Annotated in this window: 13 protein-coding genes and 1 pseudogene; 10 read left to right on the top strand and 4 right to left on the bottom strand. The window is 64.9% G+C overall.

The annotated features are described in order from the left end of the window. Positions 1 to 66: 66 nt before the first annotated feature. Complete coding sequence (locus HOY44_RS19505) at positions 67 to 933, bottom strand: alpha/beta fold hydrolase (RefSeq protein WP_287437066.1); 867 nt, start codon at positions 931 to 933, stop codon at positions 67 to 69. Continuing rightward, a complete protein-coding gene (locus tag HOY44_RS19500; RefSeq protein ID WP_287437064.1) occupies positions 930 to 2,321 on the bottom strand; it encodes a M20/M25/M40 family metallo-hydrolase in 1,392 nt (463 codons plus the stop codon). The genes HOY44_RS19505 and HOY44_RS19500 overlap by 4 nt, the downstream gene beginning before the upstream one ends. Positions 2,322 to 2,446: 125 nt before the next feature. Between HOY44_RS19500 and HOY44_RS19495 the strand changes: the two genes are divergently transcribed. The 6 genes and pseudogenes from HOY44_RS19495 (at position 2,447) to HOY44_RS19475 (ending at position 7,385) form a co-directional block, all read left to right on the top strand. Next, a complete protein-coding gene (locus HOY44_RS19495; protein ID WP_040884355.1) occupies positions 2,447 to 3,049 on the top strand; it encodes a hypothetical protein in 603 nt (200 codons plus the stop codon). A 145-nt stretch (positions 3,050 to 3,194) separates the two neighbouring features. Beyond that, positions 3,195 to 4,418 (top strand): 5-aminolevulinate synthase, encoded by a 1,224-nt coding sequence (gene hemA, locus HOY44_RS19490; protein ID WP_287437061.1) that lies wholly within the window; start codon positions 3,195 to 3,197, stop codon positions 4,416 to 4,418. 129 nt (positions 4,419 to 4,547) lie between these two features. After that, positions 4,548 to 4,799 (top strand): annotated as a pseudogene (locus HOY44_RS22720) (helix-turn-helix domain-containing protein); the annotation flags it as partial. Then, entirely contained in the window at positions 4,800 to 5,774 is a 975-nt protein-coding gene (locus HOY44_RS19485; protein WP_502710711.1) for a DUF4115 domain-containing protein, read from the top strand. 79 nt (positions 5,775 to 5,853) lie between these two features. Then, positions 5,854 to 6,987, top strand: a complete 1,134-nt coding sequence (ispG, locus tag HOY44_RS19480; protein WP_287437057.1) for a flavodoxin-dependent (E)-4-hydroxy-3-methylbut-2-enyl-diphosphate synthase — start codon at positions 5,854 to 5,856, stop codon at positions 6,985 to 6,987. Continuing rightward, complete coding sequence (locus HOY44_RS19475; RefSeq protein ID WP_287437055.1) at positions 6,984 to 7,385, top strand: VOC family protein; 402 nt, start codon at positions 6,984 to 6,986, stop codon at positions 7,383 to 7,385. The genes ispG and HOY44_RS19475 overlap by 4 nt, the downstream gene beginning before the upstream one ends. 12 nt (positions 7,386 to 7,397) lie before the next feature. Here HOY44_RS19475 and HOY44_RS19470 read toward each other — a convergent pair whose 3' ends face one another. Beyond that, the gene (locus HOY44_RS19470) at positions 7,398 to 8,150 is read right to left on the bottom strand and encodes a DsbA family protein (protein ID WP_040885426.1); all 753 of its coding nucleotides are present in this window, start codon (positions 8,148 to 8,150) and stop codon (positions 7,398 to 7,400) included. 135 nt (positions 8,151 to 8,285) lie between these two features. On the opposite strand from HOY44_RS19470, the gene HOY44_RS19465 reads away from it, so the two are divergent. Together HOY44_RS19465 and HOY44_RS19460 are read left to right on the top strand one after the other, a co-directional pair. Beyond that, positions 8,286 to 9,425 (top strand): pyridoxal phosphate-dependent aminotransferase, encoded by a 1,140-nt coding sequence (locus tag HOY44_RS19465; protein ID WP_287437052.1) that lies wholly within the window; start codon positions 8,286 to 8,288, stop codon positions 9,423 to 9,425. A gap of 172 nt (positions 9,426 to 9,597) precedes the next feature. Further along, the gene (locus HOY44_RS19460) at positions 9,598 to 10,794 is read left to right on the top strand and encodes an N-acetylmuramoyl-L-alanine amidase (protein WP_287437050.1); all 1,197 of its coding nucleotides are present in this window, start codon (positions 9,598 to 9,600) and stop codon (positions 10,792 to 10,794) included. A gap of 1 nt (position 10,795) precedes the next feature. Here HOY44_RS19460 and HOY44_RS19455 read toward each other — a convergent pair whose 3' ends face one another. Next, entirely contained in the window at positions 10,796 to 11,497 is a 702-nt protein-coding gene (locus HOY44_RS19455; RefSeq protein WP_287437048.1) for a class I SAM-dependent methyltransferase, read from the bottom strand. Positions 11,498 to 11,562: 65 nt separating this feature from the next. On the opposite strand from HOY44_RS19455, the gene HOY44_RS19450 reads away from it, so the two are divergent. Both HOY44_RS19450 and HOY44_RS19445 read left to right on the top strand, forming a co-directional pair. Then, a complete protein-coding gene (locus HOY44_RS19450) occupies positions 11,563 to 14,079 on the top strand; it encodes a penicillin-binding protein 1A (protein ID WP_008328730.1) in 2,517 nt (838 codons plus the stop codon). Between the two features lie 475 nt (positions 14,080 to 14,554). Continuing rightward, a complete protein-coding gene (locus tag HOY44_RS19445) occupies positions 14,555 to 17,431 on the top strand; it encodes an Rne/Rng family ribonuclease (RefSeq protein ID WP_287437045.1) in 2,877 nt (958 codons plus the stop codon). Positions 17,432 to 17,498 lie beyond the last annotated feature (67 nt).

Raw genomic sequence — 17,498 nt, 5'->3', positions numbered from 1 at the left:
CGCGACCCGTTGGGGGGCTAGCCCCCCAAACCCCCCAAGGTTTCCTGAAACAGAGAAGGGGCAGGGTCAGGCGAAGAAATCGGCGAGTGCCGTCGTCACCGCACCCGGGTGACTGTCGATCATGAAATGCCCGCCCGGCAAGGGCACCGGGGTGATCGTTTCGACCCTTTCGGCCCAGGTCGCCGGCACATCGTAGGCGCGGCCCATCGCGCCGTCGCGGCCCCAGCCGATGAGCGTCGGGGCGCGGACCTTTCGGTCAGGGTTGGCCTCGTCCAGCGCGAGGTCGATGTCGATGGCGGCGCGGTAGTCGTGGCACATCGCGCGGATGCAGGCGGGGTCGCGCCAGCTTTTCCGGTAGACGGCAAGTTGATCCGCTGCGAAATCGGTGAGGTTCGCCGCGCCCCAGCCCAGCAGGCAGCTTTCGAAATAGGTGTCGGGATCGTGGCCGATCATCGTTTCGGGGAAGGGGGCGGGCTGTGACAGGAAGAACCAGTGGTAATAGGCGCGCGCGACCGGATGCGTGAGACCGTTGAGGATCAGCTCGGTCGGCACGACGTCGATGAGGGCGAGGCGTGCGATCCGGTCGGGCGCGTCCAGCGTCATCCGATAGGCCGTGCGCGCGCCCCGGTCGTGGCCTGCGATCGCGAAATGCTTAAAACCGAGGTCGGACATCAGCGCCAGCATGTCGCCGCCCATGTGGCGGAAGGAATAAAGCGCGGGATCGTCGGGCTTGGACGAGGCGCCGTAGCCGCGCAGGTCGGCCGCGATCACCGTGTGGGTCGCGGCCAGGGCCGGAGCCACGCGCCACCACAGCGCACGCGTCTGCGGAAAGCCGTGCAGGAGGAGGAGCGGCGGGCCGCTCCCCCCGATGTCGTAGGCGATCTCGACCCCGTCGTGGTCGAAGGTCCGGGTCGAAAAGCCCTGCGGTGTCACGACCGCTCCGCCAGCGCCGCGAGGATGCGCGCCCAGCTGCGGATGCCCTTGTGGAAGCTCTGGACATCGTATTTCTCGTTCGGGGAGTGGATCGCGTCATCCTCTTTCGCGAAGCCGATCAGCATGGCGTCCATGCCGAGCACCTCCTTGAAATGCCCCGCGACGGGGATGGAGCCGCCGGCGCCCACGAAGGCCGCTTCGACGCCCCATTCGTCCGAGAGTGCCCCGCGCGCGATTTCGAACGCCGGGTTGTCGGTGGACATGACCGAGGCGGGCGCGCCGTGGCCGTTGGAAAACACGCATTCGACGTCATCGGGCAGGCGGGCGTTCACGAAATCGACGAAGGCCGCGTGGATCTTGTCCGGGTCCTGTTGCCCGACGAGGCGGAAGCTGATCTTGGCATGGGCTTCGGCGGGCAAGACCGTCTTGAACCCGTCGCCGGTGTAACCGCCCCAGATGCCGTTCACTTCGCAGGTCGGGCGCGACCAGACCTTTTCAAGCGGTGTGCGGTCCTGTTCGCCCGCAGGCACCGAAAGGCCCACGTCTTCGAGCATCCGGGCATGGTCGAAGTTCAGACCCTGCCACTGGGCGCGCAATTCGTCCGAAAGCTCCGGCACGTCGTCGTAGAAGCCGGGCAGGGTGACGCTGCCATTTTCATCGCGCAGGTCGGCGACGATACGGGTCAGGAGGTGAATGGGGTTCTGCGCAAGGCCGCCGTAGAACCCCGAGTGGAGGTCGCGGTTGGCGGCCTTCAGCGTGATTTCCTCGGCCAGCAGCCCGCGAAGCTGCGTGACGATGGCGGGGACGCGCCCGTCGTAAAGCCCGGTGTCGCAGATCATCGCGATATCGGCGGTCAGTTCCCCGGCGTGCTCTTTCAGGAACGGAACGAGGGACGGGGAGCCGGATTCTTCTTCGCCTTCGAGGAAGATGGTGATGCGGCAGGGCAGGGCGCCGTTCACCGCCTCCCACGCGCGCATAGCCTCGATGAAGGTCATGAGCTGGCCCTTGTCGTCGGACGAGCCGCGCGCGCGGATGACCTTGCCCTTCGGCGTGTCTTCGATGACGGGGTCGAACGGCGGGGTGTTCCAAAGCTCCAGCGGGTCGACCGGCTGCACGTCGTAATGACCGTAGAACAACAGGTGCGGCAGGCCGTCGACCGGATCTGGGCCGCCGTGGGCCACCACCATCGGATGACCGGGGGTGTCGCGCACCTGCGCGTCGAAGCCGATGGTGGCCAGATCGTTCACGATGGTTTCGGCGGCGGTGCGGCAATCGCCCTTGTAGGCGGGGTCGGTCGAGATCGACGGGATCTTGAGCAGCGAGATCAGGCGGTCGAGTGCGAGGTCGATCTCGCCGTCGATCTTGTGCAGGACGGTATCGAGGGACATGGGAACTCCTTCTGTCATCGGCGTGGACCGTAGCATTGTCGTGAGCGACGTCCAGCCACACTGGTCAGCCCCGGGGTCAGGGACTATGGTCCCGCCGAACGAGTAGTCTGAAAAGGATTCCACAAATGCGCCAAGCGATTGCAGGCATCGCTGTAGCCCTCATGGCCGCCGGCACGGCACAGGCCGAGCCGATGACGGGCGATGCCGCGAAGAAACAGCTGTTCTCGCCGTCGAAGATGATCATGCACATCGCGGATCTGAGCCAGTTCGGCGCGGGCATGAAACAGGCGGTCAACCTGACGCTCGACCAGATGAAGGCGCCGAGCCAGATGGCCAAGTTCCTCGAGGCGGGCTACGGCTATTATGGCGCGGTGGCGTTTCCGGTGTCCGGTGACGGGCAGGTGCCGCCTACGATCATCGCGCAACTGAACACGCCGGATGCGGCGGGCGCGGCGGCTGTCGCGGCCTGTCAGCAGGCGAACGGCGGGCAATGCGCGGTGGCTGCGCTGCTTCTGCCGCGCGGGTACAAGGCCCGTGATCTGACGCTCAGCCAGGCCGCGACCAAGCGCGTCGTGGATGGGTGGGACGACGGCGGGATGCCGAAATTCCTGGCCTATTCGCCGACGACCCATGCCTGGGGCATTGCCAAGGGGCCGACGGCGAGCGCGCGCACCGCGATCGAAAGCTGCAAGGAGTCGGACTGCGTGGTTGCCATCGCAGACCAATAAATGTGAAAAACCCGCTCAGGTTTGATCCACGTCAACGCGCGGGCTGCGACAGAGTGTATCAGGTTTTTTGCATATGTTTACTGGATGTGCATAGGTATTGTGCAGAACGTGAACAGGAGAATCGGGACGCCCGGGAGGGATGCGCGTGAATTACGAGACCAAACTGGATGCGGCACTGACACGGCTGCATGACGAAGGGCGCTACCGCGTCTTCATCGACATCGAGCGTGAGAAGGGGAATTTCCCGCACGCGACATGGCGCAAGGAAGACGGCACGGAACGCCCCGTCACGATCTGGTGCGGGAACGACTATCTCGGCATGGGCCAGCACCCGGTGGTGCTCGAGGCGATGCACGGGGCCATCGACGCCACCGGCGCGGGGTCGGGCGGCACGCGCAACATTTCCGGCACGACCGTCTATCACAAGCGTCTGGAAGCCGAACTGGCCGATCTGCACCGCAAGGAAGCGGCGCTTCTGTTCACCTCGGCCTACATCGCCAACGACGCGACCCTGTCGACGCTGCCCAAGCTGTTCCCCGGTCTCATCATTTATTCCGACGCGCTGAACCACGCTTCGATGATCGAAGGCGTGCGGCGCAACGGCGGGGCCAAGCGCATCTTCCGCCATAACGATGTCGAGCATCTGCGCGAACTCCTCGCCGCCGACGATCCGGCGGCCCCCAAGCTGATCGCGTTCGAGTCGGTCTATTCGATGGACGGCGACTTCGGCCCGATCGAAGCGATCTGCGATCTCGCCGACGAATTCAACGCGCTGACCTATATCGACGAGGTTCATGCGGTCGGCATGTATGGCCCGCGCGGGGCCGGTGTTGCCGAGCGTGACGGTCTGATGGGCCGAATCGACATCATCAACGCCACGCTGGCCAAGGCCTACGGCGTGATGGGTGGATACATCGCCGCATCGGCGAAAATGGTTGATGCCATAAGGTCTTACGCGCCGGGCTTCATCTTCACCACGTCGCTGGCCCCGGCGCTCGCCGCGGGTGCGGCGGCCTCGGTTCGTCACCTCAAGACCGATCAGACCCTGCGCGACCAGCACCAGACGCAGGCCAAGATTCTCAAGACCCGGCTCAAGGGGCTGGGTCTGCCGATCATCGACCATGGCTCGCACATCGTGCCCGTCATCGTCGGCGACCCGGTTCATACCAAGCAACTGTCGGACATGCTGCTCGACGGCTATGGCATCTACGTGCAGCCGATCAACTTCCCGACCGTGCCGCGCGGGACCGAGCGTCTGCGCTTCACGCCGTCGCCCGTTCACGGCCCGAAAGAGATGGACGCGCTGGTCAAGGCGATGGACGAACTCTGGTCGCACTGTGCGCTGAATCGCGCCGAGCTCTCCGCTTAACCACTTAATCTCGTGCAAGAATCGTTGCAGGCTGCTAAATATCGGTTAAGGAACCCATAGCGGTTCGGAATCGTTACGGGACTAACGAAACCGCCGAAGGTACGGCCACGAGTAATAGGGGCAGGCTGCATGATCAGGCGTTGGATCACGCCTCAGGTCACGAAAGAAGAGCAACCGACCGGTTTCGACTCTTTCGAGTTGCGCTTGGGTGACATCATGCGCGGGGAACGCGCCACCCTGAGCAAATCCCTGCTCGACGTTCAGCGTGAACTCAAGATCAAGGCGACCTACATCGCGGCGATCGAGAATTGCGACATCACCACCTTCGAAACCCCCAGCTTCATCGCCGGATACGTGCGGTCCTACGCCCGGTATCTGGGCATGGACCCGGACTGGGCGTTTAAAGCATTCTGCGCCGAAAGCGGGTTCGAACCCGCGCATGGGCTGTCGCCTTCGGCCTCGGTCGTCGCAAAGCCCGAAAAGGTGCGCGAGACCGCGCCTGACCCGTTGGCCAATCCGAATGCAAGCTATGTGCCGCGCCCCTCGTCGATTTTCGAGGGGATCGAGCCGGGCGCCGTGGGATCGGTCGCGGTGCTGGTCGGCATCGTCGGCATCCTCGGTTTCGGTGGCTGGTCGCTGCTTCAGGAAATTCAAAAGGTGGATTTCGCGCCCGTCGAACAAAGCGTCGGCGTTCTCGAAGACCTGCCGGAACTCGATGCGCCCATCGGCCCGACCGATGGCGATGCGCCGCGCGACGTGGCTGGCCTGAACTCGCCCCCGTCGGTCGAGGCGATGGATCGCATGTATCGGCCCGAGGCGCTCGACGTGCCCGTGCTGATCGCGCGGGACGGCCCGATCTCGACCCTCGATCCGCGCGAAGTGGGCACGATGCCCGACCGCAGCGGCGACGACCGGATCGCGCGCACCGCGCCGCGCCCCGGACAGGCGATCGACGAGGCCGTCAACGAAGCGGTTGCGGATGCGGGCGCCGCGTCCTCCGGCGCCGTGACGGTATTCGGCCCCGACGCGCCTGAAGTCGCCATTTTCGCGGTGCGCCCAAGCTGGGTGCGCGTGCAATCGGCTGACGGCACCACGCTTTTTGAAAAGATCCTCGACGCGGGCGAACGGTATGTGTTGCCGAACTCCGAACAACCGCCGGTCCTGCGCACCGGCAACGCGGGCTCGGTCTATTTCGCCGTGAACGGCGAGGCCTATGGCCCTGCGGGCGAGGGGGCGAGCGTCGTGTCGAACGTGGCTCTTGCGCCGACGGCGATCCACGAAAGCTTCGCGGTCGCGGATGTGCAGGCCGATCAGGATCTGGCGAATTTCATCGCCGTCGCGGACGCCAGCCAGTAAGTCCCTCTCACAGTCTAGTGCCTTGCCGCGCTGCCGCACACGCGGTATCGGTCGGGCGTTCCAACGTTTGCGAGGCCGCATGTCGCACAATCCGATCCGCCCCTGGCGTTCGATCGAGCGCCGCAAATCCCGTCAGATCATGGTCGGCAACGTCCCCGTCGGGGGAGACGCGCCGATCTCGGTCCAGACCATGACGAACACGGTCACGACCGACGTGGCCGCGACCATCGCGCAGGTGCAGGCCGCCGCCGAAGCGGGTGCGGACATCGTGCGCGTCTCGGTCCCAGATCAGGCGTCGTCCAAGGCGCTGAAAGAGATCGTGGCGGAAAGCCCGGTCCCGATCGTGGCCGACATCCATTTCCACTACAAACGCGGCATCGAAGCCGCCGAGGCGGGCGCGGCCTGCCTGCGCATCAACCCCGGGAACATCGGTTCCGAGGACCGCGTGCGCGAGGTGATCGCGGCGGCCCGCGATTACGGCTGTTCCATGCGCATCGGCGTGAACGCCGGGTCGCTGGAGCGTCACCTGCTGGAAAAATACGGCGAGCCGTGCCCCGAAGCGATGGTCGAAAGCGGGCTGGAGCATATCCGCATCCTCGAAGACAACGATTTCTTCGATTTCAAGATCAGCGTCAAAGCCTCGGACGTATTCCTGTCGGCTGCGGCCTATCACGCGCTGGCCGACGTCACCGATGCGCCGCTGCACCTTGGGATCACCGAGGCGGGCGGGCTGACCTCCGGCACGATCAAGTCGTCCATCGGTCTGGGCAACCTGCTGTGGGCCGGGATCGGGGATACGATCCGCGTTTCGCTTTCCGCCGATCCGGTGGAAGAGGTGAAGGTCGGCTATGAGATCCTGAAATCGCTGGGCTTGCGGCACCGGGGCGTGAACATCATCTCGTGCCCTTCCTGCGCGCGTCAGGGGTTCGACGTCATCAAGACCGTCGAGGCGCTGGAAAAACGGCTGGAGCACGTCAAGACGCCCATGAGCCTGTCGATCATCGGCTGCGTGGTGAACGGGCCGGGCGAAGCGCTGATGACCGACGTCGGGTTCACCGGCGGCGGGGCCGGGCACGGCATGGTCTATATGGCCGGCAAGCAGGACCACAAGATCGGGAACGAGGGTATGATCGACCACATCGTCGAACTGGTCGAAAAGAAAGCCGAAGAGATCGAGGCCGAGAATGCCGCCGCGGAAGAAGCGGCGCAGTGACCCGCAGCCTCGCCCATGTTTCGCTCGTCGTGCGGGACTATGACGAGGCCATCGAATTCTACGTCGGCACGCTCGGTTTCGAACTGGTCGAGGACAGTTATCAACCGGAACAGGACAAGCGTTGGGTCGTGGTGCGCCCCGGCCCCGACGGCACGTCGATTCTGCTGGCGCGCGCTTCGAATGACCGGCAAGCGGCGTTCATCGGCGATCAGGCCGGAGGTCGCGTGTTCCTGTTCCTGCGCACCGATGATTTCTGGCGCGATTACAACGCGCTGACGGCCAAAGGTGTGACGTTTGTCCGCCCGCCGAAAGAGGCCGATTATGGCACTGTCGCGGTGTTTCAGGACCTGTACGGCACGCTCTGGGATCTTGTCGAATTCACCGACGGGCGCCCCTGAGCGCAGCTCGCCTCAGCTATCCTCGCGTTCGGCCGCGACCATTTCCTGCATCGCCTCGAGCGGCACGTAGCCCCGGATCATCTGGCCGCCCAGAACGAAGGTGGGCGTGCCGGAGATTTCGAGACGTTGCGCGAGCAGGTGGTTTTCCTCGATCTGCCGGTTCACCTCGGGGTCTTCCATCTTCGCCAGAATTTCCTGACTGTCGTAGCCCATGTCATCGGCCATCCGCGCAAGCACTTCTTCGGTCGCGTTGGCACGCAGGGTCATCAGGGCGTCGTGCATCTCGCCATAAGCTTCGTCGCCATGGGCGAGCTTGGTGGCGATGGCGAAGCGGGCCGAGGTGACGCTTTCCTGCCCGAGGATCGGGAATTCCTTGTAGATCAGGCGGATATTGCCGTCGCTTTCGAGCAGCGCGTTGATTTCGGGGAAGGCCTTGCGGCAATAGCCGCAGCGGTAATCGACGAATTCGACAAGCGTCACGTCGCCATCCGGGTTGCCCGCAACATGGCTGTAACCGTCGTTGTAGATGCTCTCTTCATTCGCCGCGATCATGGCGACGTCGTTGGCCTCGGCCTGTTCCGCCTGCCGCTGTTCGAGAACCGCGATCGCTTCCATCAGAACTTCGGGGTTCTCGAGCAGATACCCGCGCACCTCGTCACGGAACATCGCACGCTCGTCCTCGGTCATTGCGCCGATGTCGAACGACAGGGCCGGGGTCGAGGCGAGGCCCAGAGCGAGGGCGGCGGCGGAAACGATGCGGGTCATGGTCACTCCAAAATCAGGTTGGCCAGACGCTACGGGGGTGGCGGTCGGGGTTCAATCCCCAAGCGCACCGGGTCCGTAAGGTTGACCTTTTACCGCCGACGCGGGATGTCACAGGCACTAACCGTCGAGGACAGGATGCGCAAATCAAAGAGAAGCGAGGTCGACCCCTTCATCGTCATGGACGTGATGGAAGCCGCGCGGAAGGCGGAAGAGGCGGGGCGTCACATCATCCACATGGAGGTGGGCCAGCCCTCGACCCCCGCACCCGAGGCGGCCCGCCGCGCGGTCGAGGCGGCACTGTCCACAGACGCGCTGGGATACACCGTCGCCCTGGGCCTTCCGGCGCTGCGGCGCGGGATCGCCGGGCTTTACGGGCGCTGGTATGACGTGGAGCTCGATCCGAACCGGGTCGTCGTGACCTCGGGTTCGTCGGCGGCGTTCCTTCTGTCCTTCACGACGCTCTTCGACACCGGCGACCGGATCGGCCTGTCCGACCCCGGATACCCGTCCTACCGCCAGATCCTGAAAGCCCTGGGCCTCACGCCCGTCGGCTTCCCGGCGCGGCCCGAGAACCGCTATCAGCCCGTGCCCGAGGATCTGCCCGAGGGGATCGACGGTCTCATGGTCGCCTCGCCCGCGAACCCGTCCGGCACGATGCTGGGGCGCGACGAACTGGGCGCGCTCATCGGCACCACCGCCGAACGGGGCGTGTCGTTCATCTCGGACGAGATCTACCACGGACTACACTACGAGGATCGTGCGGTGAGCGCGCTGGAGCTGTCCGACGACGTCCACGTCATCAACTCGTTCTCCAAGTATTTCTCGATGACCGGTTGGCGCGTCGGCTGGATGGTGGTGCCGGAGGATCACGTGCGTACGGTCGAACGCATCGCGCAGAACATGTTCATTTGCCCGCCCCATGCGAGTCAGGTGGCCGCGCTGGCGGCACTGGACGCGGTGGACGAACTGGAGGCGAACCGCGCGGTCTATCGCGCGAACCGCGCCCTGATGCTGGACGGTCTCCCGAAAGCCGGATTCGACCGGATCGCGCCGCCGGACGGGGCGTTCTACGTCTATGCCGATGTGTCCGATCATACGGACGACAGCCGGGCCTTCGCGCGGGAAATCCTCGACAAGGCCGGGGTCGCGGTCACTCCTGGGCTGGATTTCGATCCGGTCCGTGGGGCGCGGACGCTCAGGTTTTCCTATGCCCGCTCCACCGACGACATCCGCGAGGGGCTTTCACGCCTTCAGGCGTTCATGGCGGCAAGGTAGCGTTACCAGATTGTGCGGGCTTGCGCCCGCGCAGGATGTGCAGCGCCCCGGCTGACGCCGGGACGCCGCGATGCGGGGCCAGCCCCGCACCCCGAGGTTTCCTTGAAACAGAGAAGGGATGGGCGCAGGCGCGCGCCCTTGCTATGATCTGCGCAAAACGAGCGGGTGGTGCATGAGACGGGCGATTTTTCTGATCGTGATGACGTGCTGGGCCGGGATGGCACAGGCGCAGATGTCGGCATTGGCGCGTCTGACCGGCGACGGGGTCATTCTGTCGCCGAACGCGGGCGGGGTCGCTTTGCGCATCGACATGACACGGGCGGTGCCGTGGCGCGTGTTCTCGCTCGCCGATCCGGCGCGGCTGGTGATGGATTTCTCGGAACTGGACTGGACTGGTGTGGACGAGGCGGCGCTCGCGACCGTGGACGGTGTGGGCGAGGTGCGGACGGGGCTGTTTCGGCCCGGCTGGTCGCGGATCGTCGTGACGCTGGACGGCCCGTTTCTTGTCGAAAGCGCGGGAATGCGCAAGGTGAGCGAGACCCGGTCCGAGGTGTCGGTGCGCACGGTGCCGACGGATGCGGCGACCTTTGCGCGCACGGTCGGGGCACCGCCGAGCGCGGTGTTCAGGATGGCCGACGCGCCGCCGCCGGTGCGCCGGGGCGAGGGGCCGCTGGTGGTCATGCTCGACCCCGGCCATGGGGGGATCGATCCGGGCGCCGAACGCGAAGGCATTCGTGAGGCCGATCTCATGCTCACCTTCGCGCGTGAATTGAAGGAGGTTTTGCTGAGGCAGGACGGGGTCGAGGTCGTTCTGACGCGCGACGAGGACGTGTTCGTCCCGCTCGAGGAGCGGGTGTCGATGGCGCGTGCCGCCGGGTCCGATATTTTCCTGTCGCTCCATGCCGACGCTCTGGCCGAAGGCCGGGCCAACGGGGCGACGGTCTATACGCTGGCCGAAGAGGCCACCGATATCGCGTCGCAGAAGCTGGCCGAACGCCATGACCGGGCCGACCTGCTGGCCGGGGTGGACCTGAGCGAGACGGGCGACGAGGTGGCGCTGGTTCTGATGGATATGGCGCGGGTCGAAACCCGGCCCCGGTCCGACGCGCTTGCGGATGCGATCGTCGAAGGGATCCGCGAGGCGACCGGCTCGACCTACAAGACGCCGCGGCTGGAGGCCGGGTTCTCGGTCCTCAAGGCGCCCGACATTCCCTCGGTCCTGATCGAACTGGGGTTCCTGTCGTCGAAGCGGGACCGCGAAAAGATGGTCGACCCCGAATGGCGGCGTCAGGCCGCCGAGGGCATTCGCAACGCGATCCTCGACTGGGCGCTCGAAGACACGGCGGCGCAGGACCGGCTGAGGCAGTAGGTCAGGCGTTTAGCCCGCGATACTGAGCAAGCCAGACCGAGTGGCCGTTGCAGGTCGGGTCTTCCGGCACGAAGGCGACCTCGTCGAAGCCGTTTTCGTTCAGGAGCTTGCGATACTCGTCCGGGTCCAGCGATGCGTGATAGACGCTTTCGCCTTCGACCCGGCCCATCGCTTCGCCCGCCGCCGGCCCGGTGGTGAAGAGAAGCGCGGTGCGTGGCCGGGCATGGGCCGCGAAGGTGGCGAACATGCCGCGCTGGTCGTCCGCCGACAAGTGGAACATCGAATTCCACGCGAGGATCAGGTCGAAGGTTTCGCCCAGATCGAGCCCGCGCATATCGGCGTGAATGGCGCGAGCGCGGGGCAGGTTGTCGCGAAACAGGACCAGCATCGACCCGGCCCCGTCGACCCCCGTGACCTCGCCATTGCGTTCCTGCAAATAGGCCGCGATGGGCTTGCCCGGACCGCAGCCGAGGTCGAGCACCCGACGCCCCGGCGCATGGTTCAGCGCACGGTCCAGCCATCGGCGTTCGAAAAGCGTCCGGTCGCGGGACCGGGCGAATCCGCGCGCGACTCGGTCGTATGTGGGAAGGATGTCGTCGGGTCTCATGCGGGCGAGAAGGGGGCGGAACTTCCCGCATGTCCAGAAGGCATTTGAATGGCGGGCGAAATCCTGCCCATCGCGCATTCGTGCAGGCCATGTCATGCCGTTCTTTTTTGACCCGGACAACGATCGACCCTATACCCTTTGGCTCAACCTCGGAGGCAGTCTTGATCCGATTCATACTGGGATTTTTCGGCGCCATCTTCTCGTGGCTGACCCTTGGTGCGCTCATGGCCGCCCTTGCCATCGGTGGCATCTTCTGGATGTACGGGCAGGGTCTGCCGTCGACCGAGCAGCTCGAGAATTATCAGCCCGCCACGATCAGCCGGATCTATTCGGGCGAAGGGCAGCTGATGGACGAATTCGCGCGCGAGCGTCGTCTTTATACGCCGCCGGAGCAGATCCCCGATCTGGTGAAATACGCCTTCATCTCGGCCGAGGACAAGAATTTCTACACCCACAAAGGGTATGATCCGCGCGGGATGCTGGCGGCAGCGGTGGAAGCCGCGCGGGGCGGGCGGCTTCGCGGGGCGTCGACGATCACCCAGCAGGTGATGAAGAACTTCCTTCTGTCGTCCGACCGTTCGGCGGAGCGCAAGATCAAGGAACTGATCCTCGCGAGCCGTCTGGAAAACACGCTCGACAAGGAAGACATCCTCGCGCTGTATCTGAACGAGATTTTCTTGGGCCAGAACTCGTTCGGGGTCACGGCGGCCTCGCAGACTTATTTCAACAAGACGCTGGACGAGCTTGCGCCGCATGAGGCGGCGACGCTGGCGGCGATGCCAAAGGCGCCGTCCGACTATCATCCGGTGCGCAACTACGACCGGCTGCTCAACCGCCGGAATTTCATCCTCAAGGAGATGTACGAGAACGGCTACATCACCGAGGATCAGTATCTGTCCGAACGGCAGGAGCCCATTCGCTCGGTCCAGAACGGCGATTTCGAAAGCTTCCGGTCGGCCATGCCGCGCCGCGACTATTTCACCGACGAGATCCGCCGTCAGTTGAGCCGCGATTTCGGGGAAGAGGAATTCTTCGGCGGCGGTCTGACGATCCGCGCGACGGTCGACCCGGAGATGCAGGAAATCGCCGCATGGTCGCTGCGCAAGGCGCTGGAGGACTATGACCGCGCCCGCTCGCCGTGGCGCGGGACCGGCAAGTCCATCGACCCGGCCACCATCGACAACGGCACCTGGGAAGAGGCGCTGGGGGAATTGCGCGTGGCGCGCGACATCGACCTGAACGGGCAATGGTATGTCGCGGTCGTGGACCAGATCGGCTCGAACGAAATGACGGTCAAGATCGAAGGCCAGCCCGAGCCGCAGCCTTGGGTCATTCCGCGCAGCGATACATCGTGGTTCCGGGGCAGCTTCGCCGACAATTTCGAACGCGGCGACGTGATCCACGTGCGCCGCATGACGGATGGCGAGGGGTCCGAGGGTAACTTCGTGCGCTGGTCGCTGCGTCAGGTGCCCGAAGTGCAGGGCGGGTTCATGGCGATGGACGTGAACACCGGCCGCGTGATCGCGATGCAGGGCGGGTTCTCTTACGAGCATTCGACCTTCAACCGCGCGACGCAGGCCACGCGCCAGCCCGGTTCGTCCTTCAAACCCTTCGTCTACGCTTCGGCGCTTTCCACCGGGTTCTCGCCCGCCTCGATCATCATCGACGCGCCGATCGAGATCGACACGGGTGGCGAAATCTGGCGGCCCAAGAACGCGTCGAACCAGTTTTACGGGCCCACGCCGCTGCGCACCGGCATCGAACGGTCGCGCAACCTGATGACCGTGCGTCTGGCGCAGGAGGTCGGAATGCAGACCGTCGCGCGTTATGCCGAACGGTTTGGCGTCTACGATCACCTCGACCCCTATCTCGCCAACGCGCTCGGCTCGGCGGAAACGACGCTGTTCAAGATGGTGTCGGCCTATGCCATGTTCGCAAACGGCGGCGAGCGGGTGGAACCGACGCTCGTCGACCGCGTACAGGACCGTTGGGGGCGTACGATCTATCGTCACGACCAGCGCGACTGTGCCGACTGCAAGGCGGCCCGCCTGCCGTCCGGCGAAGCGCCGCAGATCACCTCGAACCGCGAACGGGTGATGGACGCGATTACCGCTTATCAGCTCACCTCGATGATGCAGGGCGTGGTTCAGCGCGGCACGGCATCGGGGTCCGTGCGCCTTCCGGTGCCGACGGCGGGCAAGACCGGGACCACCAACGATTCGAAGGACGTCTGGTTCGTGGGCTTCACCTCGAACATCGTGGCGGGTTGCTACATCGGTTTCGACCGACCGCGCCCCTTGGGTGGGGCGTCGGGCGGCGGCACCTGCGGCCCGGTGTTCCAGCGTTTCATGGTCGAAGCGGTCAAGAAATACGGTGGCGGCAAGTTCAAGATCCCGCCGGGCGGTCACTTCGTGAAAATCGACCGCTATTCCGGCGCCCGTCTGCCCGACAGCGCGTCGGGGCCGAGCGTGGTGGCGGAATATTTCCGTGACGGCGAAGAACCGATCTTCGGCATCGTGTTCGACGGGGGCTTCGCGATGGGGTCGAACCTGCCGCTTTTCGGCGATCCGGACAGCGGTTTCGGCGGCCAGCAGCAGGTCCAGACCTCGACGGGCGAAACTGTGGTCATTCCCGACCGCGCGAATTCCTCGTCCCTGTCCGCAGGCGGACTTTATTAACCTGAACAAAGGGTTGTGGGCCACCTGTTCATGCGATCACCGGAATAATCCGATCTTCGGATCATTTTCGCCATTGTCATGACACCCCCCGGACCACTATGTTCAATGGGCGGTGGTCCGCTTGCCGGATGACCCGAAAGTTTCGCTGCTTGCACGCCGCACCGCGCGAGGATCGCGCAGGAGGCTGGGAGCAGACCGAGTTGGCCGCAAGGCCAGGGCAGGCGGGCATGACAAAACCCGAACGCCAGACATTCGTCCGGGGGCACAGACCCGTCCGGACCCGAACGGGCCCCATCAAGGGGTCGGAGAAGAAACGCGATGAGGCGCGACGCGGCACTGATGGGACATGACGCAGGGCAAGAGCCCGTGCGCAGCCTGCGTGCCACCGCACCGACGCTCGCCCAGACAAGACACCCCAAATCGACGACCGCTCCCCCGGGGGCGGCATTCGCATATGCGGGTGCAATGAGATCAAATGGCCAAGAAAATGCTCATCGACGCCACGCACGCGGAAGAAACCCGCGTTGTCGTGGTGGACGGAAACAAAGTCGAAGAATTTGACTTCGAATCCGAAAACAAACGCCAGCTAGCCGGAAACATCTACCTCGCCAAAGTCACCCGTGTGGAGCCCTCGCTTCAGGCGGCCTTTGTCGATTACGGCGGGAATCGCCACGGCTTCCTCGCGTTCTCGGAAATTCACCCGGACTACTACCAGATCCCGGTCGCCGACCGTGAGGCGCTGCTCGAGGAAGAGCGCGCCTATGCCGAGGCGCTCGAGCGTGAGGAAGAGGGGCGCAAGTCCCGCCGCAGCGCGCCCAGAGCCGAGGAAACCCGCTCGGACGACGAGGTCGTGACCAAGGACGCCGAGCCGCAGGGCATGGACGTGATCGACCTCGACGAAGGTGGGGAGGCTGACGAAGCCTCGTCGCCGATGGAACGGGTCGCGGATACGCCGGTTGAAGAACCGTCGGACGAGACGGGCGAGGATGTGGACGACGCCGAAGAGGGTGCCGATGCCTCCGACGAGGCCGAGGCTTCCGGCGACGACGACTCTGATGCGAAACCGTCCCGGTCGCGCCGCTCGCGGTCGCGCTCCCGGTCGCGGTCCAGATCGCGCCCGAGCGACGAGGAAGACGCCAAGCCGGTCGATGCGGCCGAAAAGGACGACACCATCGAATCCGTGGCCGACGACGACGACCACGAAGATATTCGCCCGCCGCGCAAACCGCGCCCGCGCAAGTACAAGATTCAGGAAGTCGTCAAGGTTCGCCAGATCCTGCTCGTTCAGGTCGTGAAAGAGGAGCGCGGCAACAAAGGTGCGGCGCTTACCACCTACCTGTCGCTGGCGGGTCGCTACTGCGTGCTGATGCCGAACACCGCCCGTGGCGGTGGCATTTCGCGCAAGATCACCAACGCGGTGGACCGCAAGAAGCTCAAGGAAATCGCGACCTCGCTCGACGTGCCGAAGGGCGCGGGGCTGATCGTGCGCACGGCGGGTGCCAAGCGCACCAAGACCGAGATCAAGCGCGACTACGAATACCTTCAGCGCATGTGGGAACAGATCCGCGAACTGACGCTGAAATCCACGGCGCCGGCGAAGATTTATGAAGAGGGTGACCTCATCAAACGGTCGATCCGCGACCTTTACAACAAGGACATCGACGAGGTGCTCGTCGAGGGCGAGGGCGGTTACCGGATCGCCAAGGACTTCATGAAAATGATCATGCCGTCCCACGCCAAGAACGTGAAGAACTACCACGACCAACTGCCGCTCTTCGCCCGCTATCAGGTCGAAAGCTACCTGTCGTCGATGTTCAACCCGACCGTTCAGCTGAAATCCGGCGGCTACATCGTCATCGGCGTGACCGAGGCGCTGGTCGCCATCGACGTGAACTCGGGCCGGGCCACAAAAGAGGGCTCGATCGAGGAAACGGCGCTCAAGACCAACCTCGAAGCCGCCGAAGAAGTGGCGCGCCAACTGCGTCTGCGCGACCTTGCCGGTCTGATCGTGATCGACTTCATCGACATGGAAGAGCGCAAGAACAACAACGCGGTCGAGAAGAAGCTGAAAGACAAGCTCAAGACCGACCGCGCGCGCATTCAGGTGGGCCGCATCTCGGGCTTCGGCCTGCTCGAGATGAGCCGCCAACGCCTGCGCCCCGGCATGATCGAGGCGACGACCCAGCCCTGCGCCCATTGCCACGGCACGGGTCTGATCCGGTCCGACGACAACCTCGCGCTCAACATCCTGCGTCAGCTGGAAGAAGAGGGCACGCGGGGCCGCTCGAAAGAGGTCTTGCTCAAGGCCCCGGTAGGTATCGTGAACTTCCTCATGAACGTGAAGCGCGAGCATATCGCGCAGATCGAGGCGCGTTATGGCATGGCGATCCGGCTTGAGGCCGATCCCTTCCTGATCTCGCCCGATTTCGAGATCGAGAAGTTCAAGACCGCGACCCGCAGCGTGGCCGAAGTGACCGCGCCGGTCGTCTCAGTCGATGCGTCGCTGATGGAGGATCTGGACGAGGATATCGAGGACGAGACCGAAGAGGATCAGTCCGAAGAGACCTCGGAAGCGTCCGAGACCAACGAGGACGACGATCAGCCGAAGAAAAAGCGCCGCCGCCGCCGCCGTCGCGGTGGCCGAGGCCGCAACAAGTCGCGCTCCGATGAGGATGGCGACGAGAGCGGCGACGAGGCGCAAGGGCCGGGCGAAGCCGCCGAGGCCCCTGCGGAGAGCGAAGGCGCGGATGCGGCGACCGAAGCGCCCGCCGAGGCCGACGTGACGCCCGAGGCTGCCGAAGCCGAAGCAGCGCCGGACGTAGCCGAGAAGCCCAAGCGCAAGCGTGCGCCGCGCAAGAAAAAGACCGACGAGGCCGAAGCCGCGCCTGCCGAGGCGGAAGCCGAGAAACCGGCCGAGGCCGAAAAGCCCAAGCGCAAGCGCGCCCCGCGCAAGAAGAAGACCGACGAGACGGTCGAGGCGGTCGCGGACACGCCGACCGAGCCGGTGACCGAAGCGGTGGCCGAGCCGGTCACGGAAGCGCCGGAAACGGTGTCCGAAGCCACGGCCCCGGAAGCCGAGGTCGCGCCGGAGGTTGCTGACGAAACGCCTGCGCCCGTCGATGCGGCGATGGCCGAGGCCGACACGACGCCGGAACCGGAAGCCACGCCCACGGGCAACGACCCCGAGGACATGCCGTCCGAGGCGGAGGCCCCGTCGCAGAAAAGCGATCCGGTCGTGGAAGAAACCCTTGCCCAGCCGGCGCCGCAGCCCGAACCGGAACCTGCGATGGCCGAGGGCGAGGCGGACGAGAAATCCAAGCCCAAGCGGCGCGGGTGGTGGAACCGAGGGTAAGACCCCGGGCACCGGACAAACAAAAAGGGCGGGTCAAGCGACCCGCCCTTTCTCATTCTATGTCAGG

The sequence above is a fragment of the Maritimibacter sp. genome (genome assembly GCF_016774595.1).
In the GTDB taxonomy this organism is placed as follows: domain Bacteria; phylum Pseudomonadota; class Alphaproteobacteria; order Rhodobacterales; family Rhodobacteraceae; genus Maritimibacter; species Maritimibacter alkaliphilus.
This window is presented reverse-complemented; position numbering and strand designations above follow the sequence as displayed.

Coding starts and splice junctions, on each gene's coding strand:
- HOY44_RS19455 (WP_287437048.1), bottom strand. CDS start 11,497: ATGACATGGCCTGCACGAATGCGCGATGGGCAGGATTTCGCCCGCCAT.
- HOY44_RS19470 (WP_040885426.1), bottom strand. CDS start 8,150: ATGACCCGCATCGTTTCCGCCGCCGCCCTCGCTCTGGGCCTCGCCTCG.
- ispG (WP_287437057.1), top strand. CDS start 5,854: ATGTCGCACAATCCGATCCGCCCCTGGCGTTCGATCGAGCGCCGCAAA.
- HOY44_RS19500 (WP_287437064.1), bottom strand. CDS start 2,321: ATGTCCCTCGATACCGTCCTGCACAAGATCGACGGCGAGATCGACCTC.
- HOY44_RS19460 (WP_287437050.1), top strand. CDS start 9,598: ATGAGACGGGCGATTTTTCTGATCGTGATGACGTGCTGGGCCGGGATG.
- HOY44_RS19485 (WP_502710711.1), top strand. CDS start 4,800: ATGGACCCGGACTGGGCGTTTAAAGCATTCTGCGCCGAAAGCGGGTTC.
- HOY44_RS19495 (WP_040884355.1), top strand. CDS start 2,447: ATGCGCCAAGCGATTGCAGGCATCGCTGTAGCCCTCATGGCCGCCGGC.
- HOY44_RS19445 (WP_287437045.1), top strand. CDS start 14,555: ATGGCCAAGAAAATGCTCATCGACGCCACGCACGCGGAAGAAACCCGC.
- HOY44_RS19465 (WP_287437052.1), top strand. CDS start 8,286: ATGCGCAAATCAAAGAGAAGCGAGGTCGACCCCTTCATCGTCATGGAC.